General features: G+C 60.6%; 23 protein-coding genes. 13 read left to right on the top strand and 10 right to left on the bottom strand.

Features of this window, described 5'->3' with window-relative positions:
* The first annotated feature begins 50 nt into the window (after positions 1-50).
* Positions 51-917, top strand: coding sequence for an ATPase (locus tag ACQKPC_RS02100; RefSeq protein ID WP_427622944.1), 867 nt, complete (start codon positions 51-53; stop codon positions 915-917).
* A gap of 339 nt (positions 918-1,256) precedes the next feature.
* Positions 1,257-2,105, top strand: a complete 849-nt coding sequence (locus ACQKPC_RS02095; protein ID WP_427622943.1) for a cache domain-containing protein — start codon at positions 1,257-1,259, stop codon at positions 2,103-2,105.
* 128 nt (positions 2,106-2,233) lie between these two features.
* Here ACQKPC_RS02095 and ACQKPC_RS02090 read toward each other — a convergent pair whose 3' ends face one another.
* Positions 2,234-3,751: an MDR family MFS transporter gene (locus ACQKPC_RS02090; RefSeq protein WP_427622942.1), complete on the bottom strand. Its 1,518-nt coding sequence runs from the start codon at positions 3,749-3,751 to the stop codon at positions 2,234-2,236.
* A 78-nt stretch (positions 3,752-3,829) separates the two neighbouring features.
* Entirely contained in the window at positions 3,830-5,023 is a 1,194-nt protein-coding gene (pobA, locus tag ACQKPC_RS02085) for a 4-hydroxybenzoate 3-monooxygenase (protein ID WP_427622941.1), read from the bottom strand.
* A 179-nt stretch (positions 5,024-5,202) separates the two neighbouring features.
* On the opposite strand from pobA, the gene ACQKPC_RS02080 reads away from it, so the two are divergent.
* Positions 5,203-6,108 (top strand): helix-turn-helix domain-containing protein, encoded by a 906-nt coding sequence (locus ACQKPC_RS02080; protein ID WP_007898401.1) that lies wholly within the window; start codon positions 5,203-5,205, stop codon positions 6,106-6,108.
* A gap of 128 nt (positions 6,109-6,236) precedes the next feature.
* Here ACQKPC_RS02080 and ACQKPC_RS02075 read toward each other — a convergent pair whose 3' ends face one another.
* Together ACQKPC_RS02075 and ACQKPC_RS02070 are read right to left on the bottom strand one after the other, a co-directional pair.
* Positions 6,237-6,413 carry a hypothetical protein gene (locus ACQKPC_RS02075; protein ID WP_007898397.1) on the bottom strand — a complete coding sequence of 59 codons (177 nt, stop codon included), beginning with the start codon at positions 6,411-6,413 and terminating at the stop codon, positions 6,237-6,239.
* Between the two features lie 217 nt (positions 6,414-6,630).
* Entirely contained in the window at positions 6,631-7,536 is a 906-nt protein-coding gene (locus ACQKPC_RS02070) for a LysR family transcriptional regulator (protein ID WP_427622940.1), read from the bottom strand.
* Positions 7,537-7,650: 114 nt separating this feature from the next.
* Between ACQKPC_RS02070 and ACQKPC_RS02065 the strand changes: the two genes are divergently transcribed.
* On the top strand, positions 7,651-8,532 hold the full coding sequence (locus tag ACQKPC_RS02065) for an MBL fold metallo-hydrolase (RefSeq protein ID WP_427622939.1): 882 nt from the start codon (positions 7,651-7,653) through the stop codon (positions 8,530-8,532).
* A 155-nt stretch (positions 8,533-8,687) separates the two neighbouring features.
* Complete coding sequence (locus tag ACQKPC_RS02060) at positions 8,688-9,302, top strand: NAD(P)-dependent oxidoreductase (protein ID WP_427622938.1); 615 nt, start codon at positions 8,688-8,690, stop codon at positions 9,300-9,302.
* A 129-nt stretch (positions 9,303-9,431) separates the two neighbouring features.
* Here ACQKPC_RS02060 and ACQKPC_RS02055 read toward each other — a convergent pair whose 3' ends face one another.
* A complete protein-coding gene (locus ACQKPC_RS02055; RefSeq protein ID WP_008010011.1) occupies positions 9,432-10,313 on the bottom strand; it encodes a LysR substrate-binding domain-containing protein in 882 nt (293 codons plus the stop codon).
* Between the two features lie 159 nt (positions 10,314-10,472).
* Between ACQKPC_RS02055 and ACQKPC_RS02050 the strand changes: the two genes are divergently transcribed.
* From ACQKPC_RS02050 to ACQKPC_RS02025, 6 genes are all read left to right on the top strand, one after another.
* Entirely contained in the window at positions 10,473-12,110 is a 1,638-nt protein-coding gene (locus tag ACQKPC_RS02050) for a 5-guanidino-2-oxopentanoate decarboxylase (RefSeq protein ID WP_427622937.1), read from the top strand.
* On the top strand, positions 12,107-13,555 hold the full coding sequence (locus tag ACQKPC_RS02045; protein ID WP_427622936.1) for an aldehyde dehydrogenase family protein: 1,449 nt from the start codon (positions 12,107-12,109) through the stop codon (positions 13,553-13,555). Before ACQKPC_RS02050 ends, ACQKPC_RS02045 begins: the two co-directional genes overlap by 4 nt.
* A gap of 218 nt (positions 13,556-13,773) precedes the next feature.
* Positions 13,774-14,877, top strand: coding sequence for an ABC transporter substrate-binding protein (locus tag ACQKPC_RS02040; RefSeq protein ID WP_427622935.1), 1,104 nt, complete (start codon positions 13,774-13,776; stop codon positions 14,875-14,877).
* A gap of 195 nt (positions 14,878-15,072) precedes the next feature.
* Positions 15,073-15,981, top strand: a complete 909-nt coding sequence (locus ACQKPC_RS02035) for an ABC transporter permease (protein ID WP_008069586.1) — start codon at positions 15,073-15,075, stop codon at positions 15,979-15,981.
* Complete coding sequence (locus ACQKPC_RS02030; RefSeq protein ID WP_427622934.1) at positions 15,978-16,826, top strand: ABC transporter permease; 849 nt, start codon at positions 15,978-15,980, stop codon at positions 16,824-16,826. The genes ACQKPC_RS02035 and ACQKPC_RS02030 overlap by 4 nt, the downstream gene beginning before the upstream one ends.
* 155 nt (positions 16,827-16,981) lie before the next feature.
* Positions 16,982-18,037 (top strand): ABC transporter ATP-binding protein, encoded by a 1,056-nt coding sequence (locus ACQKPC_RS02025; protein WP_008069588.1) that lies wholly within the window; start codon positions 16,982-16,984, stop codon positions 18,035-18,037.
* Positions 18,038-18,172: 135 nt separating this feature from the next.
* Here ACQKPC_RS02025 and ACQKPC_RS02020 read toward each other — a convergent pair whose 3' ends face one another.
* Positions 18,173-19,102: an AraC family transcriptional regulator gene (locus ACQKPC_RS02020; RefSeq protein ID WP_063341346.1), complete on the bottom strand. Its 930-nt coding sequence runs from the start codon at positions 19,100-19,102 to the stop codon at positions 18,173-18,175.
* Between the two features lie 428 nt (positions 19,103-19,530).
* Between ACQKPC_RS02020 and ACQKPC_RS02015 the strand changes: the two genes are divergently transcribed.
* Positions 19,531-19,884, top strand: a complete 354-nt coding sequence (locus ACQKPC_RS02015) for a putative quinol monooxygenase (RefSeq protein WP_030128152.1) — start codon at positions 19,531-19,533, stop codon at positions 19,882-19,884.
* 41 nt (positions 19,885-19,925) lie between these two features.
* Positions 19,926-20,156: a hypothetical protein gene (locus ACQKPC_RS02010; RefSeq protein WP_008010028.1), complete on the top strand. Its 231-nt coding sequence runs from the start codon at positions 19,926-19,928 to the stop codon at positions 20,154-20,156.
* Here the strand turns inward: ACQKPC_RS02010 and ACQKPC_RS02005 are convergent, their stop codons facing one another.
* The 4 genes from ACQKPC_RS02005 to ACQKPC_RS01990 form a co-directional block, all read right to left on the bottom strand.
* A complete protein-coding gene (locus ACQKPC_RS02005; protein ID WP_427622933.1) occupies positions 20,157-20,786 on the bottom strand; it encodes a flavin reductase family protein in 630 nt (209 codons plus the stop codon).
* A gap of 284 nt (positions 20,787-21,070) precedes the next feature.
* On the bottom strand, positions 21,071-22,390 hold the full coding sequence (locus ACQKPC_RS02000) for an MFS transporter (protein WP_427622932.1): 1,320 nt from the start codon (positions 22,388-22,390) through the stop codon (positions 21,071-21,073).
* A gap of 280 nt (positions 22,391-22,670) precedes the next feature.
* On the bottom strand, positions 22,671-24,005 hold the full coding sequence (locus ACQKPC_RS01995) for a sigma-54-dependent transcriptional regulator (protein ID WP_427622931.1): 1,335 nt from the start codon (positions 24,003-24,005) through the stop codon (positions 22,671-22,673).
* Positions 24,005-25,765 (bottom strand): sensor histidine kinase, encoded by a 1,761-nt coding sequence (locus ACQKPC_RS01990; protein ID WP_427623018.1) that lies wholly within the window; start codon positions 25,763-25,765, stop codon positions 24,005-24,007. Before ACQKPC_RS01990 ends, ACQKPC_RS01995 begins: the two co-directional genes overlap by 1 nt.
* Between the last annotated feature and the right edge of the window lie 89 nt (positions 25,766-25,854).

The following is a 25,854-nucleotide window of genomic DNA, read 5'->3' as shown; positions in this document are numbered from 1 at the left end:
TATACTTCGCCGCATCAAGCCATCACCGCGTTCCACAAAGGTTGACCCTAATGCCCATGCGTAACGATGCCAACGACGACTTCGACGATGTCCCGAGCCTGCGCGCCAGCAGCCTCGATGACGATGATTTTCCGACCACCGCTCGCACTTCCGTTCATTCGCGCACCACACCGGTGGTCAAGGTCAAAGGCCCGAGCACCGGCCCTCTGTGGGCATTGGTCGGCGCGCTGTTCTTTGCCTTCGCCGGCCTTGCCTGGTGGAGTTTTCAGCAGATTTCGCTGATGGAACAGCAACTGGTGGCGACCCAGGAAAGTTTCGCGCGCATCAGTGAGGAAGCGGCGGGGCGCTTGCAGGACATTTCCGGCAAGGTCGTGGCCAGCCAGTCCAACGTCAACACCGGCAGTGAAGCGTTGAAGCTGCAAATCAAACAGCTTGAAGGCAAACTCCAGGACCAGAGCAAACAGCTGGAAAGCAAGCTTCAGGACCAGAGCAAACAGCAGCAAGGCGTACTCGGCCAGACCTCCGATCTGGACAAGCGCCTGGCGCAAATGACCGCGCAAGCCACCGAACAACAAACCGCCAATGCTCAGTTGCAGGCCCAGGTCAAAGCCTTGAGCGGCGAACTGGCCGCGTTGAAGAACGCGTCGGCCGATACCAGCCAAATCGATGCCCAGCTCAAAAGCCTGGGGGCCGACATTACCGCGCTGAAGAGGCAAGGCAACCCAAGCGCCGCCATCGAGCGCCTGGAGCAAGACATGATCGTGCTCAAAAGCCAACAGGACAACCGTCCGGCCGCCGCGCAAGGTGGCACCAACACCGCCGAGTTCGACGCCTTCCGCGGCCAGGTCACCCGCAACATCAACACCCTGCAGGCGCAGATTCAGAATCTGCAGCAGCAGCTGCGCACCCGGCCTTGATTGACTGATGCCGTGATGGGGAATGGGGCTTTTGTGGCGACGGAGCTTCTGTGGCGAGGGGGCTTGCTGTGGCGAGGGGGCTTGCCCCCGTTGGGTGGCGCAGCCGCCCCAATCCATTCGCCGCGGTTTTTCAGATAATCCGCGGCGCCTGATTTGCGACTGCTGCGCAGCCGAACGGGGGCAAGCCCCCTCGCCACAAAAAGCCCCTCCCTACAGAAAATCCCCTGGCCACACAAAGCCTCTTCAAAGCACAGCGCCCACCACGCTTTCCTGAATATTCATACATAGCCCCAAGCCGTCTACGCTCTTGAAACACTAACAAGAACGGGGGAATGCGCCATGGGGGTTCTTCACAAGCTGGCCTGGCTGGGCGGTTTGCTTTTGCTGTGCCTGGGGCCGGTTCATGCCGCCACGACGGAAAAGGCTGACAGCCAGGCCGCCAAAGCCTTGCTGGAAAAAGCCCTGGCCTATTACCACGAGCAGGGTGACAAGGCTTTTGCGGCGTTCAGCCGTCAGGGCGAGTTTGTCGACAAGGATCGTTATGTCTTCGTGGTCGATACCAAGGGCGTGATGCTCGCCAGCGGCGGGCCATCTTCGGCGTTGATCGGTCGTGATGTGTCCGAGGTGCTTGGGCCGGATGTGCAGAAAGCCTTCAAGGACGCCTTGAAAGTACCGGAAGGCAACGGCATTCAGCAGGCCGAATACCGCTGGCAGAACTGGGCCGACGGAAAAGTCGAACGCAAACATGTGTTCTATCAGCGCATCGGCCAGCGGATTCTGGCGGTCGGTTATTACCTGCCACGGGCCTCGCAGCAACAGGCGCAAGCGTTGCTCGATAAAGCAGCGGTCGATCTGGCCAAAAACGAGAAGGGCACGCTCACAGCGATCAACTCCCTCAAGGGCGGTTACTTGCAGGATGACCTGTACGTGTTTGTCGTCGACCTGGATACCCAGCGTTATGTCGCTCACGGCACCAACCTGCGACTGATCAATACAGAATTCGGCAAGATCAAGGATCCGGAAGGCAAACCGGTGGGCGAGCCGATTCTGGCGCTGATGGCCAAACAGGATGACGGCGAGTACGAATACCGCTGGAAAAACCCGGTGACCGGCAAGGTCGAAGACAAGCATGCCTACCTGAAAAAGGTCGGGCATTTTCTGGTGGCGGTGGGGTATTACAGCCCTTGAAGGGTAGACATTGATCGTTCCCACGCTCTGCGTGGGAATGCCTCAAGGGACGCTCCGCGTTCCAATGGGACGCAGAGCGTCCCGGGCTTCATTCCCACGCAGAGCGTGGGAACGATCGGTCGGAGGGGTTAGCGAACCTTGTCCTCCCGCCCCCGCAACACTCTATTGGGCATGGCAATCGCCGCCGCCAGCCCCAGCAATGACACCGCCGCGCTGACCATCAACAAATGCCGGAAGGTCAGCAGCAGCTCTGCGCGCAAGGCGTCCTGCGCATCCCCCGGTGCGGCGTTCAAACCGTCCAGTAAAACATTCCCCGAACTCCCCTCGGCCATCAGCGACGAGCTGGCCAGGTGCACGAAACTCGAATCCTGCAACAACGCCAGCAACAGCGCCGACATTAACGCCACACCCACCGCGCCACCCAGGGAACGGAACAGATTGGTGGTGCTGGTGGCGACGCCGATGTCCCGTTGTTCCACCGAGTTTTGCGTGCCCACCAACGATGTGGGGAACTGCATGCCGCTGGCGATACCACTGAGCAACATGAACAGACTGCTCAGCACAAACGCCTGAGGCTCACTGAACGCCATGCCGAGAATCGAGAACGGCATCAGCAGGGCGCCAGTCAGGATCATCGGTTTATAACGACCGCTCACCGAGGTCTGGCGTCCGGCAAAGTACGCGCCTATCGGCAAACCCATGGCCAGCGGCAACAGGTGCAGCGCGGCGCTGTCAGCCCCGGCGCCGGTGACGCTCTGGAAGCGCAGCGGCATCAGCACAATCAAGGAAATCGCCTGGAAACTGGTGAAGAAAATCGTGCACCAGCAAAGAATCGCACTGCGGTTGGCGAACAAGTGCATCGGCAGCAACGGTTCCCGCGCCCGCCGTTCATGCCAGACGAATACAGCCAGCACCACCACCGCACAACCGAGCAAACCCGACACTTCAGTGCTGCGCCACGAATGTCCCTGGCCAACCTGAGTAATGCCTAGCAGTAACGCCGTCAGGCCGATGATCATCAGCAAGGTGCCGAAGTAATCGATGATCGGCTTGCGCTGCGGCACTGGCAAACCCACCAGCGTACGGTGGGCCACCAACAAGGCACCCAGGCCCAATGGAAGGTTGATCAGAAATACCCAGCGCCAGGACAGGTATTCGGTCATGTAGCCACCGAGAACCGGGCCGGCCACGCTGGCCACCGCGTACATGCTGCTGAAGTAACCCTGATAGCGACCGCGTTCGCGGGGTGGAACGATGTCGCCGATGATTGCCTGGCTCACCGAAATCATCCCGCCGGCGCCGATGCCCTGAAGAATCCGCGCCAGCACCAGTTGCTCCATGCTTTGCGCCATGCCGCAGAACAACGACGCCAGGGTGAACACCCCCATGCCGAACAGCATCAACTTGCGGCGCCCATACAGGTCGCCGAGTTTGCCGTAAATCGGCACCGCCACGGTCATCGCCACCATGTACCCGGAAATCACCCAGGCCAGCAGGCTGACATCCTTGAATTGCGCGGAAATGGCCGGCATCGACACGGCGACGATGGTCTGGTCCAGCGCGCCCAGAAAAATCGCCAGCATCAGGGCGATCAGCACGCTGCGAATGGCCGGTTTGGGCGTTTCAGGCTGGTTGAGATTGGTCACGGGTAAAACCTGCGGGCAGTAATGGGCCCGCAGCGGGCAAGGCGAGCGGGATGCTCGCCAGTGTAGATCGGTAGGAGGCTATTCGATAGCCTCGTATGGAAGCCCGACGTAATTTTCGGCGATGGTTTTTCGGCCCGCCTCGGAGTCCACGAAATAGGCCAGCTCCGATTCGCTGATACGCTGGCTGAACGCGTCGTGCTCATCGAAGCGATGCAACATCGAGGTCATCCACCAGGAAAACCGCTCGGCTTTCCACACCCGCCGCAAGCAAACCTCGGAATACTTCTCCAGCAAATCCACACGCTCTTCGCGGTAAACCTTCAACAGAATATTGAACAACGTACTGACGTCGCTGGCCGCCAGGTTCAGGCCCTTGGCGCCGGTGGGCGGGACGATGTGGGCGGCGTCGCCGACCAGGAACATCCGCCCGTACTGCATCGGTTCGACCACGAAACTGCGCAGCGGCGCGATGCTTTTTTCGATCGACGGGCCGGTCACCAGCGTGTCGGCGAGGGCGGCTGGCAGACGGGATTTGAGCTCATCCCAGAAGCGTTGGTCAGACCAATCCTCGACTTTGTCCTGGGCTGGAACCTGGAGGTAATAACGGGTACGTGTCGGCGAACGCATGCTGCACAGCGCAAATCCCCGTTCATGCCGCGCATAGACCAACTCTTCATGCACCGGCGGCGTGTCGGCGAGAATCCCCAGCCAGCCGAACGGATAAACCCGCTCGAACACTTTCAGGCAGTCCGCAGGAATCGACTGCCGCGCCACGCCATGGAAACCATCGCAGCCGGCGATATAGTCACAATCGAGTCGATACGTTTCGCCGTCCTTGTCGAAGGTGACAAAGGGTTCAGCGGTTTTCATGCCGTGGGGGACGACATTGCTGACTTCGTAGATCGTCTGCGCACCGGCGTCCCGACGAGCGGCCATCAGATCGCGGGTGACCTCGGTCTGGCCATAGATCGTTACGGTTTTGCCACCGGTCAGCGCCTGCAAATCGATATGTACCCGGCGCCCGTCGAGGGCCAGTTCGAAGCCTGTATGGACCAGCCCTTCGGCGTCCATGCGCTGACCCACTCCGGCCTGACGCAACAGCTCTACCATGCCTTGTTCGAGGACACCGGCGCGGATGCGTCCGAGCACATAATCCGGGGTCTGGCGCTCGAGGATCAGGGTGTCGATGCCGGCGTTATGCAGCAATTGGCCGAGTAGCAAGCCAGAGGGGCCGGCACCGATGATCGCGACTTGGGTTTTCAGTGTTTTCATTGTTTTTATGACTCGCAAGCTCCACACGACCAAGGCCGGTGAATGATTTTTATGGATCGAGTACTTGCATTTTTCACTTGCGAGTCTGTCAATTGAAGGGGAAAACTGAGCCGATACCTGTACATTCTGCCAATCGGTGCGATTATCGCCCCGTTACCCTCGAGGCCTGGATTGAAGTGATGAACAAGCCTGACCTGCCATCGATTCCGGTGTTCAAACTCTACGGTGAAAGCCTGGACTGGCCGACCCCTGACTTATTGCACTGTGAAACCATTTCCAAACGCAGCCGCGAACATCAATGGGAAATCAAACCCCACCGCCACGCCGATTTGTGTCAGTTACTCTTCGTTTTCAAAGGTCAGGCAGAGCTTGAGATCGAAGGCAAACGCTCACAATTGACTGAGCCGGCAATCCTGATTTTGCCGCCGTTATCGGTGCATGGTTATCGGTTTTCCGAGGATGTCGAAGGTTTCGTCGTCACGCTGGCCGCGCCGCTGATCGCCCACCTGCAAGCACAACTGGGCAATTCGGTGAACGCTCTGGCACAGGCCGAAAGCTACCCGGCGGGCAAGGACAGCGAGTACCTCAACAGCCTGTTTTCAGCGCTGCAAAGCGAGTACACCGGCCATCAACCGGCGCGGGAAATGCTCATGCATTCGCTGGTCAGCGTGATTATGGTGTGGATCAGCCGCCAGGTGATTCAGCGCCAAACCGCCACCCAGCGTCCGCAGCGGGCTCGGGAATACCTCAACGGCTTTATTCAGCTGGTGGAAGAAACCTATCGCCAGCACGTCAAGGTCGAGGACCTGGCTCATCGGCTGGGGATTTCCGTGTCCCACCTCAATGGCACGTGCCGTGAACTGGCGGGGCAACCGGCGTTGCAGATCATGCACGAGCGTCAATTGCTGGAGGCCAAGCGCTTGCTGACCTACACCAGCATGACCATTTATGAAATGTCCGACGTATTGGGGTTTTCCGATCCGACCAATTTCACACGCCTGTTCCGACGTCGCGTGGGGATTTCGCCCAAGGCCTTTCGCGACCGCTTGAAGGCCGATCAGGACGCTGCCGATAACGAGACCTGACCCCTGTGGCGAGGGGGCTTGCCCCCGTTGGGTCGCGAAGCGACCCCAGCATTTCAATGAGAACACCGCATTCACCGAATTACGACTGCTGCGCAGCCGAACGAAGCCCCCTCGCCACAGGGTGTTCGTTACCGGAGGGCGTTGAGGGTCGCGTTGTGGGGAATGCAGCGCTCGAAGTTGCAGCTCGCAAAGTCACGGGGCTGTTGTCGCAACTGCTCGACACGCCAGGCGGCTGTGCCATACAGCGCCAGTGTCGCCGCGCAAGTGATGAAAATGGCGAGGTATCTTTTTGTTTTGATGTTCATGGCGTTGACCTCTGAACGAATACCTTTCGGTACTGCTTTGAGCATAGGTCAGCGCCAGTGAGTTGCCAGCAAAGCGGCCCTCGCGTTTAACGCAATATTCAGAACATTGATATCCCCTGTGGGAGCTGGCTTGCCAGCGATAGCGGGCTATCAGTCAGCATCATTGTTGGATGTGACGACGCCATCGCAGGCAAGCCAGCTCCCACAGGGGAGGTGTTTACAACCCGACATCCCACTCCGGCTCTTCGGGAAATCTAAGCACCAGAAAATCCAGCATGCTGCGCAACGCCGTCGGCATGTGCTTGCGTGAGGCATACACCGCATAGATATTCAGCTGCCGAGGCTTGGCCTGGGGCAACAGGCGGATCAGTTCGCCGCTGTGGATATGCACGCCGGCCAGGTAACTGGGCAGCATCACCACGCCGGCCCCGGCCATCGTCGCGCGCAACAGTGTGCTGGCTTCGTTGGCGCTGATGTTGCCCTGTACCGGCACCGAGACGGGCTCGCCGTCCTGTTCGAAATGCCACAGGCTTTTACCGAAGTAGGAGTGGGTCAGGCAGTTGTGCAGGCTCAGGTCCTCGACCCGTTGCGGCGTCGGGTGTTCGCGCAGGTAAGCGGGGGAGGCGCAGATCACCGAGCGGCAGACCGTCAGCCGTCGGGCGATCAGGTTCGGGTCCAGGTCATTGCTGGTGCGGATGGCGAGGTCGATGCGTTCATCCACCAGGTTCACCGTGCGGTCGAGCATTTGCATATCGATGCTGACGCCGGGGTAACGTTTAACGTAAGCCGCCATGGCGTCCGCCAGTTGCGCCTGGCCGAACGAGGTGCTGACGCTGATCCGCAGCAGGCCTCGCGGTGCGTCGTCCGGCTCGCTGACGGCGGCTTGCATGTCGCTGGACAACTCGAGCATCTGCCGACAGCGAGGCAGAATTTCCGTCCCGGCGGCGGTCAGGCTCAATTTGCGCGTGGTGCGGTGCATCAGGCGCGCGCCGACCCAATCCTCCAGCTCCGCCAGATAGCGGGAAACCACCGGCCGTGACAGGTCCAGGTGATCGGCGGCGGCCGATTGGCTGCCCAGGTCCACCACCGTAACGAACACCCGCATTGCTTGTAGACGATCCATGATTTGCCCGCTTTCAGAAACAAACTATGTTCAAGCATCGCATTTTTTGTATCGAACCAGGCAACTAAGCTCTGTCCCATCGCCAAGCACGGCATTCGGACAACGGAGCAACAGATGATCGGCTTCACTTCAATCAAACGCATTCTTCTGGCAACCGCCACGCTTGGCTTCGCGGCCCACGCCGCGGCGGCGTCCACCTTGACGCTGGACGTCTATAACCCTGGCACCAACGCGATCTTCCCGGTGACCTCGGTACTGGTCAGCGGCGAGAAGGAAGCGATTCTGGTGGACGCGCAATTCGGCAAAGCCCAAGCCGAACAAGTGGTGGAAAAAATCCGCGCCAGCGGCAAGCAACTGACCACCATCTACATCAGCCACGGTGACCCGGATTACTACTTCGGCCTCGACACCGTGACCAAAGCGTTCCCGAAAGCCAAAGTGCTGGCCTCGCAACCAACCGTCGATCACATCAAAAAAACCGTCGACGGCAAACTGGCGTTCTGGGGCCCGAAAATGGGCGCCGACGTGCCGAACAAAACCATCGTGCCGCAGGTGCTCAAGGGCGACAGCCTGATGCTGGAAGGGCAGAAATTGCAGGTGATCGGCCTGGACGGCAAGCAGCCGGATCGCAGCTTTGTGTGGATCCCGTCGATCAAGGCTGTGGTCGGTGGCGTGGTGGTCGCTGAGAACATTCACGTGTGGATGGCCGACACCCAGACCCCGCAATCCCATGCCGATTGGCTGACGACGCTGCATACGATCGAAGCACTGAAGCCGAAGACCATCGTGCCGGGTCACTACCTCGGTGAGAGCGCCCGTTCTCTGGCGGCGGTGCAGTTCACCGCCGATTACATCAAGGCGTTCGACGAAGAAACCGCCAAGGCGAAAGACGCTGCCGAACTGATCGCCGCGATGAAAAAACGCTACCCGACCCTGGGCGAAGAAAGCTCACTCGAGCTGAGCGCCAAAGTCGCCAAGGGCGAGATGAAGTGGTAATCCGCTGAGATGATCGTTCCCACGCTCTGCGTGGGAACGCAGCCCGGGACGCTCCGCGTCCCATCAAAAGCCGAACGCGGAGCGTCCGTTGAGGCATTCCCACGCAGAGCGTGGGAACGATCAACAGATTCACCCAAACCAACTGGAGAAACGTCATGAGCAACATCGCAATCATCGGTGCCACCGGTCGTGCCGGTAGCCAATTGTTGGAAGAAGCCCTGCGTCGCGGTCACAGCGTCACCGCCATCGCCCGCGACACCTCGAAAATCGCCCCGCGTGCCGGCGTCGTGAGCAAAAACGTGGACGTGCTCGATGCTGCTGCATTGCAAGCCGCTGTGGCCGGGCATGATGCGGTGATCAGCGCTGCGCACTTCTCCACCATCCCCGCCAGCGCGGTCATCGAGCCGGTGAAGAAGGCCGGGGTCAAGCGTCTGCTGGTGGTGGGCGGTGCCGGTTCGTTGTTGCTGCCGGACGGGTCGCGGGTGATCGACAGCGAAGGCTTCCCGGAGGAATACAAGGCCGAGGCCAGCGCCGGTGCCGCGTTCCTGAATACCTTGCGTCAGGAACAGGACCTGGACTGGACCTTCCTGTCGCCGTCAGCAGAGTTTGTCGAAGGCGAGCGCACGGGTACGTTTCGAATCGGCAAGGATGACTTGCTGGTGAGTGCAGAGGGCCGCAGCTGGATTACCTTTGCAGACTTCGCCATTGCATTGCTTGATGAAGTGCAAACGCCGAAGCATTCCCGCCAGCGGTTTACTGTCGGGTATTGATCGTCTGATCGTTCCCACGCTCTGCGTGGGAATGCCTCAACGGACGCTCCGCGTTCGGCTTTGGAAGGGACGCGGAGCGTCCCGGGCTGCATTCCCACGCGGAGCGTGGGAACGATCTATGAGCATCTCTTAGCGGCTTTGAGCCTGCTCCACCAACCACCCCATCAATTCGCGCAATTTCGGCGAAGGTGCAGGTTTTTCCGGGAACACCAGGTAATACGCCAACCCGGTTTTCACCTTCAAATCAAAAGGCATGACCAGCCGTCCGGCACTCAGGTCATCGCCGATCAACGACCAATCGCCAATCGCTACACCTGTCCCTTGGGACGCCATCGACATCGCCAGGTCCAGGGTTTCGAAATGCTGCCCTTTGCCGACATTGCTCAGCCGAATATCCGCAGCCTTCAGCCAGGCGTTCCAGTCCCGTTCATCGCGGGTGGGGTGCAGCAGCAAGTGCTGTTGTAGATCGGCCGGTGTCTGCAAGGCCATCGGCCCTTCAAGCATCGGTCGGGAACACACCGGCGTCAGTTGTTCATCGAACAGATGCTGGGAGGCCAGTGAGCTGTCTGGCGGCGGGCCGTACATCACCGCCGCGTCGAACTGCTCGCGATGAAAATCCACCCCGTGTTTGACCGTGGTGGTCAATTCCACCGGCACATCCGGGCGTTCCTTTTGCCACTGCAACAGGCGTGGCAACAGCCAGCGCATCACACAGGTCGGGGCCTTGAGTTGCAGGGTTTCGCGCTTCTCGCCGATCTGCTCCACCGCCTCGTCGATCAGGCCGAAAATCTGCTGCACCCGTGGCAGCCACTCCCGTCCTTCGGCGGTCAGGCTCAAGCCCCGCGCCTGGCGAATGAACAACTCATAACCCAGATGATCTTCCAGCCCGGCGATCTGCCGGCTCACCGCGCCTTGGGTGATGTGCAGTTGTTCGGCGGCCCGGGTGAAGTTGCAGCACTGCGCGGTGATCAGAAAAGTGTGCAACGCCGGCAGGGGAGGCAATCGTTTCATTGGGATCCAAGGTATGACGTGAGGACATGGCTAGTATGACTTTTTATCCATTGTTGCGGCTACGTGTCGCCCGTTCCAATGAGGCCATCCCTGGACCTGCCAACCCATCATAAACACTGCGCAGGCCCGGCGTCTCAAACGAACAAAAAGGGCAAAGACATGGCGACGTGCGGCGAAGTATTGGTCAAGTTACTCGAAGACTACGGGGTCGAGCAGGTGTTCGGCATTCCCGGGGTGCACACCGTGGAGCTGTATCGCGGGCTGGCCCGTTCGAGCATCAACCACGTCACTCCGCGTCACGAACAGGGCGCCGGTTTCATGGCCGACGGTTACGCTCGCACCAGCGGCAAACCGGGCGTGTGCTTCATCATCACCGGCCCTGGCATGACCAACATCACCACCGCCATGGGCCAGGCTTACGCCGACTCGATCCCGATGTTGGTGATTTCCAGCGTGCAATCGCGCAGCCAATTGGGCGGCGGTCGCGGCAAGTTGCATGAACTGCCGAACCAAAGCGCACTGGTCGGCGGCGTGGCAGCGTTCTCTCACACCTTGATGTCGGCAGCTGAATTGCCGGGCGTGTTGGCCCGCGCCTTCGCGCTGTTCCAGGCTGGCCGTCCGCGTCCGGTGCACATCGAAATCCCGTTGGACGTGTTGGTCGAAGAGGCCGATGACTTGCTCGCCAGCGTGCCGGTGAACATCGACCGTGCCGGTGCTTCGCCCAGCGCGATCAGCCGCATGACCGACTTGCTGGCCGGTGCCAAGCGCCCGTTGATTCTCGCCGGTGGCGGCGCCATCGATGCCGCAGCCGAGCTGACTGAACTGGCCGAACTGCTGGACGCGCCAGTGGCCCTGACCATCAATGCCAAGGGCATGCTCGAATCCCGCCACCCGCTGCTGATCGGTTCGACCCAAAGCCTGGTAGCCACTCGCGCGCTGGTCGCCGAGGCCGACGTGGTGCTGGCCATCGGCACTGAACTGGCCGAAACCGATTACGACGTCACCTTCGCTGGTGGCTTCGAAATTCCTGGCGTGCTGCTGCGCGTGGACATCGACCCTGACCAGACCGTGCGTAATTACCCGCCAAAAGTCGCGTTGGTGGCCGACTCGCGCAACGCCGCTCAGGCCTTGCTGAGTGCGCTGTCCCACAAGTCACTGGCCGAGCGTCGCAACGATTGGGGCCAGGTGCGTGCCGCGCATTTGCGCGATGAGTTGGCCGCATCCTGGGACGCCCCGACGCTGGCTCAGACTCGCTTCCTGGAAACCGTTTTGCATGAATTGCCGAACGCGGTATTCGTCGGCGATTCGACCCAACCGGTGTACACCGGCAACCTGACCTTCAACCCGGAGCGCCCGCGCCGCTGGTTCAACTCGTCCACCGGTTACGGCACCCTCGGTTACGCCTTGCCGGCGGCGATTGGCGCCTGGCTCGGTGGCCGCATCGAAGGCGGCGCACGCCCTCCGGTGGTGTGCCTGATCGGCGACGGTGGCCTGCAATTCACCCTGCCGGAATTGGCCAGTGCGGTAGAAGCACGTACCCCGGTGATCGTCCTGCTGTGGAATAACCAGGGCTACGAAGAGATCAAGAAATACATGGTCAACCGCGCCATCGAACCGGTGGGCGTGGATATCTACACCCCCGATTTCATCGGAGTGGCCAAGGCCCTTGGCTGTGCGGCCGAGGCGGTCAGCAGTGTTGACGGATTGCGTGATGCATTGCGCCTTGCCACCGATCGCCAGGGCCCGACCCTGATTGAAATCGACCAGACCCAGTGGATGAAGGCGGTGTCGCAATGAGTTTTCCAACTACTTTGGATGGCCTGTACATCAACGGCCAATGGGCCGCCGGCCACGAACACTTGCGCGTGATCAACCCGGCGACCGAAGCCCTGTTGACCACCGTTAATGGTGGCGATGCACAGGCTGTCGATCAGGCTGTCACGGCGGCGACCAACGCTTTCAAAGAGTGGTCAAAAACCACCGGCACCGAGCGCGGGGCGATCCTGCGCAGAATCGCCGCGGGCGTGCAGGCCGGTCGCGAGCAGTTGATGAAATTGCAGTCGAGCAACAACGGCAAACCGCTGTTCGAAGCGGCCATCGACGTCGACGACGTGATTGCCACCTTCGAGTATTACGCCGAGCTGGCCGAAGGCCTGGACGCGAAGCAAGACAGCGCCGTGGCGTTGCCGAGCGATGATTTCAGCGCCCGTTTGCGCCGCGAACCGTGCGGTGTGGTGGGGCTGATCGTGCCGTGGAATTTCCCGATGGTCACCACCGCCTGGAAACTCGCCCCGGCCCTGGCCGCCGGTTGCTGCGTGGTGCTTAAACCGTCGGAAGTGACGCCGCTGCCGGAGCTGGAGCTGGCGACGATCATTGCCGAAGCCGGTCTGCCAAACGGTGTATTCAATCTGGTCTGCGGCACCGGCCTGGCGGTTGGCGCACCGCTGTCGGCTGATCCGCGCATCGCCAAGATTTCCTTCACCGGCAGTAACGCGGTGGGCGTGCAGGTGATGCAGCGAGCGGCAGAAACCGTGAAGGGTGTGAGCCTGGAATTGGGCGGCAAATCTTCGCTGCTGGTACTCGCCGATGCCGACATTGAGCTGGCCGTGGAAGTGGCCTGTGGCGGTGGTTTCTTCAACGCCGGGCAAATGTGTTCCGCCACCAGCCGCGTCCTGGTTGCCGATGAGCTGGCGGAAGAATTTGTAGCGCGATTGAAGGTGCGCGCCGAAGCCATTCGCGTGGCCGACCCGTTCGACCCGAACGTGGAAATGGGCGCACTGGTCAATCAGGCGCAATACCAACGGGTGCTGGGCCACATCGATCGCGGTTTGAGCGCTGGCGCAAAGCTGATCTGCGGCGGTAATCGCCCGGCGGACCTGCCTCGCGGCTATTTTTTGCAGCCGACCCTTTTCATCGACGTGCCCCTCGACAGTGCGCTGTGGTGCGAAGAGATTTTCGGCCCGGTGATTTGCGTGCGCAGTTTCACCTCTGAAGCCGAGGCCATTGCCCTGGCCAACGACAGCCAGTTTGGCCTGGTGGCCAGCGTGGTCACTCGTGACAGCGAGGCTGCGGATCGGGTTGCTAACGCTTTGCAGGCGGGGCTTGTGTGGATCAACGCGCCGCAGGTGATCTTCCCGCAGACCGCCTGGGGTGGCTACAAACAGAGCAGCATCGGCCGCGAATTGGGGCCGTGGGGCTTGCAGGCTTTCCAGGAAATAAAACACGTGATTCGGGCCGTCTGACAGCACGAAAAAGGTGAGCGCATGCCTCGTGATGAGGCATGCGCCAGCGTCATGGCTTCAATGAGTTTTTATCGATAGTCAGGTGTTTTGCACGACCTCAGGATGAACCCGCCGGTGCAGCTCAAGTCCTTTGAAACCGGGGACTGTAAGCCGATCTGGCCGCGCGGATGCAACGGTTGCGACCAACCTCATACTTAAAAAAACAAAGGGAGTCCTTCATGGGCGAGCACGATCTGAACAGACGTCAATTCATCAAAACCGTGGGCGTGGCGTCCGTGGCTGCGGCGGCCATGAGCATGCCGTTCATCAAGGCCAATGCCAGCGACACACGTTTCCAGGGCAAGACCCTGCGCTTGCTGACCTGGTCCGATGACACCGGCCTTGCGGCACTGCGCAACATCGCGGCAACCTTCGAAGCCAAGTACGGCTGCAAGGTCATTGCTGACCGCACCGGCAGTACCTCGGAAATGGTCGCCAAACTCAAGGCCGGCGGTGATCGTCCGCAGTACGACATCATCACCCTGGCCGGCGTCGGCGCCGAAGGTCTGGCCGCCGCCAACCTGCTGGAAAAACCCGATCTCAACCGTATCCCTAACCTGATCGACGTGCCGGAGAAATACCGTACTGGCGCCAACGGTCACGGCATCGGTTACCTGCTGTGGTGCAACAGCCTGGTCTACAGCACCCGCACCATCAAAGAAGCGCCGGACAGCTACGCCGCCCTGTGGGACGCGGAGCTGTCACCGAACATCTTCCTGCCGCCGCCGAACTGGACCGAGGCCATGGACCTGATCATCATCGCCGCCAAACTGGCCGGTGGTGACGAACACAACATCGAGCCAGGCTTCAAGAAACTCGCCGAGCTGAAAGATCGCGTCGTGACCCTGGGCGAAAACCCGAACCAGATCGCAGAACTGTTCCGCACCGGTTCCCTGGACATGGGCGGCTTGTACGCGCCGGCGTTCTTCCCGAAACAGATTCGCGATCCGGCCTACGGTCTGGGCGCTACGTTTGACATGAAGGAAGGCTTCTACACCGACCTGATGCTGTCGGTGATGCCGAAGAATCGTCCGGGCGATACCGACCTGGCCTACGCCTTCATCAACCACTCTCTGGACCCGCTGGTGCAGGGCAAGATGGCCGAAGACATCTACAACGGCCCGGTCAACGCCAAGGCGATCATCTCCGCCGAAGCGCGCAAGAGCCCGTACATCCTCACGCCGGAGCAGATTGCCGAGAAGGCGATCATGCACGACAACGCCTTCCTGGCCACCGTGCATGACCAATGGATTCGTCGTTACACGGAAATCTTTTCTTCCTGATCGAGTGGCGAACACAAGTTCTGAAAACTCTATAGATCCCCTATGGGAGCGAGCCTGCTCGCGATTGCGGACTGACATTCAGCATTGATGTCGACTGACAAATCGCTATCGCGAGCAGGCTCGCTCCCACAGGGGGCCAATGTGATTTCGAGGCCTGTGTTCGCTCAGCTGCTTTCCATTGACGAGACCCTTGCTATGGAACACCAACCTCTGACCCATCCGGTAAGCGCCGCACCCGTGCGCGTCAACCGGGGTGTCTCACCGACGGCGCGCGCCTGGCTTTTCCTCTCGCCGTCGATGCTGTTTCTCGGCGTGCTGATTGCCGCCAGCCTCTTGGTGCTGCGCATGAGCGTCGGCACCAAAGGTGCGGAGTGGTCCGGCTTCAGCCTGGCCAGTTACGCCCAATTGCTGGAACCCTATTACCTCAAATCGTTGCTGCTGACGTTGCGCCTGGCGCTGATCAGCGCGGTGATTGCGGTGTTGCTGGCGATCCCGGTGGCCTACACCATGTCGCGACTGACCTCACCGTTTGTGCGGCGGATCTTCCTCGCCGCGGTGCTGCTGCCATTGCTGGTCAACCTGCTGCTGCAAAGCTACGGCTGGCTGGTGATTCTCGGCCCCGGCGGCATGCTCAATCAGGCGCTGATGGGCCTGGGCCTGATCAAGCGGCCGATCATGCTGCTGTACAACCAGAACGGCGTGTTGATGGGCCTGGTGCAAACCGCGTTCCCGTTGGCCGTGCTGCCGATTGCCAGCGCCATGCGCGGCGTCGCCCGCACTTACGAAGAAGCTGCCGCCACCCTCGGCGCCAGTCGCTTGCAGGTGTTTCGCCAGGTGGTGTTGCCGATGAGTTTGCCGGGGATCATCACCGGCGCGACGCTGGTGTTTGCCTACAACGCCAGTAGCTTCGTGGTGCCGTTGCTGCTTGGTGGTCGGCGCGTGCCGATGCTGGCGGTGATGGTGCATGACCAGATCGCCCCGCTGATGAACTGGCCCGCCGCGTCCGCTGCCGGTGTGGTGCTGATCGTCACCACCTTGGCGATCATGACCTTGTCCGAATACATCACTGGCCGTCGTCGGCGCATGTTGGAGGCTTCCCAATGAGCACCCTGATCAAGAAGCGCCATTCACTGCTGCCGGGCGATACCGGCAAGTTCGCCGGCATTCTGTCGGGCTTCATTTTGCTGCTGGCGGTGCTGCCGATCCTGACCATGATCGTCATGTCGTTCAGCGGTGCATCGAACCTCGACTTCCCGCCCAGCAGCTACAGCCTGCAATGGTACAAAGCCGCCTGGAACACCTTCGTGTCGCCGGACGCCAGCGATGTGCTGAGCCTCGGCAAAGCCATGACCACCAGCCTGATGGTGGCCTGCCTGACCATGATTTTCGCCACGATTATCGCGGTGCCGGCAGCCTATGCCCTGACCCGTTGCGAGTTCCGCGGCAAGGCCGTGGCGCTGCAATTGATGTCGCTGCCACTGGTGTTCCCGATGGTGGTGTTGGGCCTGGCCTTGCTGCTGGTGTTCGACAGCCTGCCGTTTCACATCACCACCTCGCGGCTGGTGATTGCCCACGTGATTCTGGCGCTGCCGTTCGTGGTGAAAAACTGCACCGCGGCGATGCTCTCCATCGGCAGCGAAGTCGAAGAGGCCGCGCAGATGCTCGGCGCTTCACCGCTGCGGGCGATTGTCGATGTGGTGGTGCCGCTGATGAAGTCGGGGATTCTGGCGGGCATGCTGCTGGCGTTCATCGTCTCGTTCAACGAATTCACCGTGACCTATTTCCTCTACACCATCGACGTCATGACTGTGCCTATCTGGATGTACAGCCGCACCGTGTCTTCGCTCGACCCTACCGTTTTCTCGTTTGCCGTGCTGATCGTGCTGATCGACTTCGTCCTGATCTGGGCGTTGGAGAAGCTAGTCGGTGAAGGTGGCGTTTCGTTCTAGCTTCTGCCTGGAGGTGCCTGCGCTCGATCATGCTGCGTTAAAAGTCCGCTCAGAATGCTCATTGACTAAAGTCAACTCCGCTTCTTCGCAGACTTTTGCCTTGCCTGATCTTCGCTCGGCGACCTCCAGCCAGAACCTTATTCTTGAGGTGCAACATGACTGGTCTGATTCTGGAAAACGTCGAGAAACATTACGGCTCGGCCTGCGCGGTAAAGGATGTGAACCTGCATTTGCCCGAGGGCAAACTGGTGTGTTTCCTCGGCCCTTCGGGCTGCGGTAAAACCACCTTGCTGCGGATGATCGCCGGGCTGGAAACCCTGACTGGTGGCGAGATTCGCCTGGACGGTGAAGACATCGGCCATACGCCGGCGCATCAGCGTAATTTCGGCATGGTGTTTCAATCGCTGGCGCTGTTCCCGCACATGACAGTGGGGGAGAACATTGCCTATCCGTTGAAACTGCGCGGGGTCAGCAAGGCTGATCAACAGGCGCGGGTGGTGGAGTTGCTGGAGCTGATTCAGTTGCAGGAAATGATTGATCGCCCGGTGGCGAAACTCTCCGGCGGTCAGCGTCAGCGCGTGGCGATTGCCCGGGCGATTGCTTCGCGGCCGAAAATCCTCCTGCTCGATGAACCGCTGTCGGCGCTGGACGCCAAGCTGCGTGAGTCGATGCAGGTGGAAATCCGTCAGCTGCAACAGCGTTTGAACATCACCACCATCATGGTCACCCACGACCAGCGCGAAGCCATGACCATGGCCGATATCGTGGTGGTGCTGGGGGAACATCGCGTGCAACAGGTGGGCTCGCCGATTGAAATCTACCGGCATCCGGCCAATGAATTCGTCGCGGACTTTATTGGTTCGGGGAACATTTTCCCGGCCACGGCGCTGGGCAACGGCAAAGTCAGCTTGCCCGGTGGCGATGCGCTGCAAGTGCCAATCTGCAGCAGCATTGTGGTGGGGGAGAAGGTGAAGATGCTGATTCGCCCGGAAGACCTGCAACTGTCGCAACCCCAGGCCACGGCGGGCAATCGCTTGCTCGGGAAGGTGACGTTTGTGCGCGATATCGGCGCGACGATTGAAACCACCGTTGAGTGTTCCGGGGTGTCGTTTACCGCGTTGAGCACGCCGTGTCAGGGGGTTGGGTTGAGCATTGGCAATCCGGTGTCGGTGACATTGCCAGCTGAGGCGTGCCGCGTGTTGAGCGCCTGACTTACTGGCCCCATCGCGAGCAGGCTCGCTCCCACATTGGATCTCCTGTGAACACTGGATTTGTGAACACCACAGATCCACTGTGGGAGCGAGCCTGCTCGCGATGAGGCCGGCACAAACAACACAAAAATCTGCTCAAACCGACAACCGCAACCGCGCCAAATCCCGCAGCGGCGGCGCGCCAAACAATCGGCTGTATTCCCGGCTGAACTGCGAAGGGCTTTCATAGCCCACCCGATAACCCGCCGCCGAAGCTTCCAGCCCTTCGGCCAGCATCAACCGCCGCGCCTCCTGCAGGCGCAACTGCTTCTGATATTGCAGCGGACTCATCGCCGTCATCGCCTTGAACCGGTGATGCAATGTCGACACGCTCAGGTTCACTTCCCGCGCCAGATCATCAATGCGCAACGGTTGCTCATAATTGCCGTTGAGCCATTTGATCGCCTGGCTGATGCGATGGCTCTGGCTGTTGGCGATGGCAATCTCGTACAGCCGATGCCCCTGCTGGCTGCGCAACAGCCGATACAGAATTTCCCGGCGAATCAGCGGCGCCAGCATGGCGATGTCTTTGGGTGTGTCCAGCAAACGTGCCAGACGCAGCACGGCATCGAGCATTGCCGTGTCGATCTGCTCGACATACAGGCCGCGGCCAGTAGGCCGTGTGGGAACGCCGATGGGGCCGGCGTCGGCAATCAGCGCGGTGATTTCTGCCGGGTCGATGTCCAGCCGCACGGCGAGGATCGGTTCCTCGGGCGAGACATTCACAACTCGCCCGCTCAACGGCATCGAGACCGAGACCACCAGGTAATTCAGCGGGTCGTAATTGAAGTATTCATCCGCCAGCCGCACTTCCTTGCGCCCCTGGGCCATGATGCACAGGGCCGGTTGCGCCAGCACTGGGGCGAAGTCATGGTTTTGACTGTGGCGCGACATGAACAGCGAACCGACGGCGGTGGCATAAGTGCCATCCTCCATCGTGTTACGACGGATGAGGGCGGCCAGTTCCGCGCGCTGTTTTTCCATGTCGGCGGCAAGCGGGGCTTGAAAATGATCGAGCGACGACATGCTGGGCATCCTCGGTGACGCGTTGGTAATGGGCTGAGCTTAAATTTGTGCAAGGGACAGCGGTAGCCACATCCTGCCAAAAACTTGCCTGATTCTGCACGGGGCTTCGTGTGCCGCCCCGTCATGACGTGACGCAGATGGGCAACGGCTGACGCAAACCTCCCCCTGTAGGCGCTGCCGAAGGCTGCGATCTCTAGACCTTGAAAACAGAAGTCAAAAGATCGCAGCCTTCGGCAGCGCCTACACAAAGCTCGTGTGACAGTGATGTGACGGGTTTTACCGGTTGTTACAGGTGTTGAGCCAAGTCTCGCAGGATTGTGCAATGCGTCGGCAGGAATCGACTAACGGCGACTGCGACACGCCGCCTAATCTTGGATCCTGTCGCAGCCCGTCCCCGGCTGCCACTGGATGACCTGGGAGGGTTGAACATGTCTACGCAAATCCCCGTCAGTCATATGGCCTTCGTCCGCGCCCGCGCCGGGCGTTCGGCAGAACTCGGTGCGCGCCTGAGCGCCCTGATCGAGCCGTCGCGCAACGCGCCGGGGTGCCTGAGCTTTGCCCTGCAGCACTCGCAATGCGATCCCGAGCTGTGGCTGGTGTCCGGTTTCTGGGACAACCAACAGGCCATGACCGCTTACTTCGGCAGCCCGGCGATGCAGATTTTTGCCGAGCTGGTGCAGGAACTGGTGGTCAATAGCCTGGATTTCCATACCTTCAAGGATGTCTCGGCGGCCCAGGCCCTTGGCCAGTCCCAGGCAGCGGTACACAAACTCGCCGGTTGAGGGTTTAATGGCGCCATTCTCCATTAGCCAGGATCCGCGACATGGCACGCAAAGCCTTTGAACACTTCGAAGCCGTTTCAGCAGTAGTACCGGGCGAGGGCGGTTACCACGCCGCGATTGCCGTCAAAGCCCTCGGCGGTTCCGGTGCCCCGACTTTTCACAAAGTGCTGGAAGGCCAGACTTTCAAGACCGCTCATGAAGCGGACGAGGCCGCGGCCAAAGAGCTGACCCGCCTCAAAGACGTTAAAGAAGACGCCGACCTGCTCTGGTAATTACTTGACCGCCCCCGGGCGGAACATTTTGAACAATGCCTCTGGCCCCAGCTGAAAGTAATCCGCCGGCCCGCCGCCGCGCAGAATAGGTTCTGCCGCGGCGGTGTCGTATACCCCATCCTTCAACAGCCACTTGGCGATATGCACGGCGACCACTTCGCCGAGAATCAGCCAGCTCGGCACCACTTCCTTGTTGGCGCGCTGCAACTGAATGATCTGCGTGACTTTGCATTCAAAGGACACCGGGCTTTCGGCAACCCGTGGCACCTGAATGATTTTCGACGCCGCAGTGGTCAGCCCGGACAGTTCGAATTCATTGACCTGCGGCCCGACCATGGCGCAGCTCTGGTTCATCTGCTCGGCCAGCGGCCGGGTCGCCAGGTTCCAGGCGAATTCGCCGGTTTGCTCGATGTTGTTCAGGCTGTCTTTACGCCCGACGCTGGAAAAACCAATGATCGGCGGAATGTAGTTGAAGGCGTTGAAAAAGCTGTAGGGCGCCAGGTTCAGGCGACCGTTGGCGTCCTGGGAGGAAATCCAGCCGATAGGACGCGGGCCGACGATGGCGTTGAACGGGTCATGCGGCAGGCCGTGGCCGTTGGCGGGTTCGTAGAAATGGATATCGTCGGGCATACAGTGAATTCCTGGGGATCTCGGGAGAGGGCCATGGTGCAAGGGCTTGCGACATAATTCCAGTCGATCTTCGATCAATGTGGGAGCGAGCCTGCTCGCGATGACTGCTTAACATTCGATAAAGATTTCGACTGTTACACCGCCATCGCGAGCAGGCTCGCTCCCACAGGGTTTTGTGTTGATTCCGGTATTTGTGCTCGCAGCCGATCGCTTCTACGGGGGCTGGCGCCAAATGAAAAGGGGCAGACCGTTGCCGGATCTGCCCCCTTTTTGTATGAGTGGACTCAGTCCGTCTCGATCCGCGAATGTTTGCGGGTGTCTTTCATCGTGATGTACACCAGCAACGACACCGCGATGCACGCCGTGACATACCAGTAGTAACCGGTTTCCATGCCGATGCTCTTGAACCACAGCGCGATGTATTCAGCGGTACCGCCGAAGATCGACACGGTCAGCGCGTACGGCAAACCGACGCCCAGCGCACGGATCTCGGTGGGGAACAGTTCAGCTTTAACCACCGCGTTGATCGAGGTATAGCCGCTGACGATGATCAGCGCCGCCATGATCAGGAAGAATGCGCCCCACCAGGTCTGGACAGTGTGCAGGGTGGTCAGGATCGGCACGGTGAACAACGTCCCGAGGATACCGAAGGCAATCAGAATCGGCCGGCGACCGACTTTATCCGACAGCCCACCAACGATCGGTTGCAGGCACATGAACAGAAACAGCGTGGCTGCCGAGATGCTGGTGGAGTCGGTGATGCTCATGCCGACGGTGTTCACCAGGTATTTCTGCATGTAGGTGGTGTAGGTGTAGAACGCCAGGGTGCCGCCCATGGTCAGGCCGACCACGGTCATCAGTTCCTTCGGGTGGCGCATCAAGGTGCGCATCGCGCTTTCCTTGGCCTTCTCTTTCTTGGTGAACGACTCGGTTTCTTCCATGCCACGACGCAGGTACAGCGCGACCACGGCACACAGCGCACCGATGGCGAACGGGATGCGCCAGCCCCAGGCGTAGAGTTGCTCGGTGGTCAGGGTCTGTTGCAGCACAATCAGCACCGCCAGGGCGATGAGTTGGCCGGAGATCAGGGTCACGTACTGGAAGCTGGAATAGAAACCGCGACGCTCCTTGGTCGCCATCTCGCTGAGATACGTCGCCGAGGTGCCGTACTCACCCCCAACCGACAAGCCCTGCAGCAGGCGAGCGAACACCAGCAGGATCGGCGCACCGATACCGATGGTTTCATAATTGGGGCTCAAGGCGATCAGCAGCGAGCCGAAACACATCAGATACACCGAGGCCATCAACGCACGTTTACGACCGGCGCGGTCCGCGTAGAGGCCCATCAGCCAGCCACCGATCGGACGCATCAGGAAGCCCACGGCGAAGATCGCAGCGGTGTTCATCAGCTGTGCGGTGGAGGAACCGGCGGGGAAGAAGGTTTTGGCGAAGTACAGGGAGAAGGCGGCATAGACGTACCAGTCGTACCACTCGACCATGTTGCCGACAGAGCCGCTGAAGATCGATTTGATCCGGCTGGCAGTGGTTCTTTCTTTGACCGGCAGGGCAGCCGACCCAAGGGGCAGGGTGTTGGAGTTATCCATTGAAGGATCCTCGTTTAATTGTTTTTGTGGAGCGCGTTAAAACGCAGCCTGCTGGAGCTATAGCAGGAGCTGTGCCAAGGAGAGGAGGGCCGGTTTAGAGGGGGGTAGGCGGTTTTGTTGAGCGGATAGTCGCTCAAGGTGTGCGTGAGTATGAGCGGATTTTCGCCGATTGATCGTTCCCACGCTCCGCGTGGGAATGCCTCAACGGACGCTCCGCGTTCGGCTTTTGGGACGCAGAGCGTCCCGGCTGCATTCCCACGCGGAGCGTGGGAACGATCAGTCAGCTGTCCTGCAAAAACATCTCGCGCGTCAACCCATGCCGCTGCATCTTTTCATTAAAGGTACGGCGCGGCAGTTGCAGTTCTTCAAGCACCGCTTTCACATCACCCTTGTGCCGGGTCAGTGCCGCGCGCAGGCAATGCGCTTCGAACGCTTCTTGCTGCGCCGCCAGTGACTGGCCGGGATCGATCCCCGCCGGTTCCGGTTCGCCGAGGCCCAGCACTTGTCGTTCGGCGACGTTCGCCAGTTCACGCACATTGCCCGGCCAGTCGTGGCTCAGCAGATGGCTCAGTTGCGGCCCGCTCAAGGGCGCAAAGGTGCGCCCCAAACGTTCGGCGGCACTTCGCGCGAAGAACTCGAACAACAGGGGAATGTCTTCACGCCGATCACGCAACGGCGGCAGACGCAACTCGGCGACGTTCAATCGATAGGCCAGATCTTCGCGAAAACGCCCGGCCCGGGCTTCATTCAGCAAATCGGGTTTGGTCGCGGCGATGATCCGCAAGTCCACGTGGATGCTCTGGTTGGAACCCAGGCGCTCAAGCTTCTGCTCCTGCAACACCCGCAGCAGTTTCACCTGCTGGGCCAGCGGCATGCTTTCGATTTCATCGAGAAACAGCGTGCCGCCGTCGGCGTATTCGAGCTTGCCGATGCGTTTGCCTTGGGCGCCCGTGAACGCGCCGCTCTCATGACCGAACAATTCGGCCTCGAACAACTGCTCGGGAATCGCTGCGCAGTTGAGCGCCACGAAGGCTTTGTCGGCGCGCGGACCGAAGTCGTGCAGGCAACGGGCAACCAATTCCTTGCCGCTGCCGGTTTCGCCACGGATCAGTACATTGACCGGCAGCATTGCCAAATCCAGCACTTGGCGGCGCAGGGTCTGCAAGCCACGGGACACCCCCAGCAGGGTGGCATCGAGTTTGGCGCGATTGTCCGCCTGCTCATGCAGCGCTCGGTTTTCCAGCACCAGTCGACGCTTGTCCAGCGCCCGACGCAGACTGCTCATCAGGGCTTCCGGGCTGAAGGGTTTCTCAAGGAAATCGTAGGCGCCATCGCGCATGGCTTCGACGGCCATTGGCACATCGCCGTGACCGGTCAGCAGGATCACCGGCAAATCGGCATCGCGGCGCTGGACTTCAGCCAGCAGCTCCAGCCCCGTCATGCCGGGCATGCGCACATCGCTGAGAATCACCCCGGGGAAATGTCTGGGCAGTTGCGCCAGGCATTCGTCGGCGCGGCTGAACAGCTGCACCTCGAACCCCGACAGGCTCAGCCATTGCTCGACAGCACTGCGGATGCTGCTTTCGTCATCGACCACCATCACCGAATTGAGCATCAGGCAGGGATCTCCAGATCAATAGGTAACGTCAAGGTGAATACCGCGCCGTTTTCGCCATTGTCAGCACTCAAACGTCCGCCCGCTTCGTGAACGATAGCGAAGGATACGGCCAGCCCCAGACCCAGGCCATCGCCCACCGGTTTAGTGGTGAAGAACGGATCGAAGACTTGTGCCAGATTCTCTTCGGCAATGCCGCCACCGTTATCGGCGACGGTCAGGCGCCACAATTGTTCATCGGCTTCGAGGCGGATTTCCAGACGTTTGCAGGGTTTGTCGTGCATCGCATCCAGGGCGTTGCGCAGCAGGTTGATCAGCACCTGTTCCAGGCGAATCGCATCGCCACGCACCCAGGCCGGGCGCGTCAGGTGCAGCACGAGACTGACGTTTTCGTCCCGCAAGCGCGTATCCAGCAACTGCAAGGATTGATCGACCACCGTCGCCAGGTCCAGCCGTTCGCGCAGGCCGCTGGGGCTTTTGCGGGCGAAGGTCTTCAGGTGGCCGGTGAGCGCGGCCATGCGGGTGAGCATATCGTCCACCGGTTTCAGCGCCTTGTAAGCGTCCTCAACCCGACCATGATCGAGCAGCAGGCGCAAGGTCGCCAGTTGCATGCGCTGGGCAGTCAGCGGCTGGTTGATTTCATGGGCCAGCGCAGCCGACATTTGCCCTAGTGCCGCGAGTTTGGCCGATTGCACCAAGCCGTCCTGGGCGGTGCGCAAATCGCGGGTGCGTTCTTCTACCAGTCGTTCGAGTTCTTCGCGGCTGCGCTGGCGCAATTTCGCCAGCCGCCAACGCTGATTGAGGAACAGCAACAGAAACACCACGGCCAGCCACACCCCGGCGGCCGCGAGCCCGGCGTTGCGCAGGTCTTCGAAGGCTACCTGCGGGCGGCGCAGCAAGTGCAGCGTCCAGCCTTCGGTGGCCAGCGGCAGGGATTCCCAGAGGTAATCCGCCGTCCCCTCGGGGCCATTGACCCGGGTCAAATCACTGTTGTCGTCGAAGCGCCGCACCGAACGATACTCAAGTGGGGTCAGCGGTTGTTTGTCGTATTGGCGCGTGGCCTTGAGTTCGGTGTGATCGCTGGCGCTCAGAGGCCGCAGCAGGCGATAGCGCCAGCCCGGCTGATTGGCGATGAAGATGATCCCGCGCGCATCGCTCACCAGCAACGTGTCGCTGCCCTGACGCCATTCGCGCTCCAGTTCCGGGAATTCGAGTTTCACCACCATCGCGCCGAGGAACTCGCCGTCGTCACCAGTCACTGCGCTGGACAGGAAGTAACCGGGAATGCCACTGGTGACGCCCACCGCATAAAAGCGCCCGGTGCCCTGGGTGCGGGTCTGACTGAAGTAGGGGCGAAAGCCGTAGTTGTGGCCGACGTAACTGCTGGGCAGGCGCCAGTTGCTGGCGGCCACGGCGAGGCCGGTACGGTCGAGCAGTTCCAGGGTCGAGGACTGCGCGGCGCCGTTGATTTTTTCCAGTTTGCGATTCAATGCAAGCTGCTCTTCGGGGCTCACTTCACCGTTTAGCGCGTCGCGCAATTGCGGGTCCAGCGCCAGCACGGCGGGCAGGGCGCGGTAGCGTTCAATCAGCGTGTGCAGGGAGTTGGCGTACAACGCCAATTGCTGACTGGCGCGGGCGGCGTCTTCTTCCAGCGCCTGGCGCTCGGCGTGGCGGATGGCAAAGGTGGCAGCCAGAACCGCACCGGCGACGATCAGCAGGGTGTACAGCGTCAGGCGTAACGTTCGGGAAGTCGCAAGCATGGCGTTGAAAACAGTCAGCAATACGGGCGCGCACCATAACATGTTGCCGGGCGTGGCCCGTTCATAGTTGCTGAAACTCAGGGGGCCGG

The organism is Pseudomonas sp. NPDC089918 (assembly GCF_050280605.1).
GTDB lineage: Bacteria > Pseudomonadota > Gammaproteobacteria > Pseudomonadales > Pseudomonadaceae > Aquipseudomonas.
This window is presented reverse-complemented; position numbering and strand designations above follow the sequence as displayed.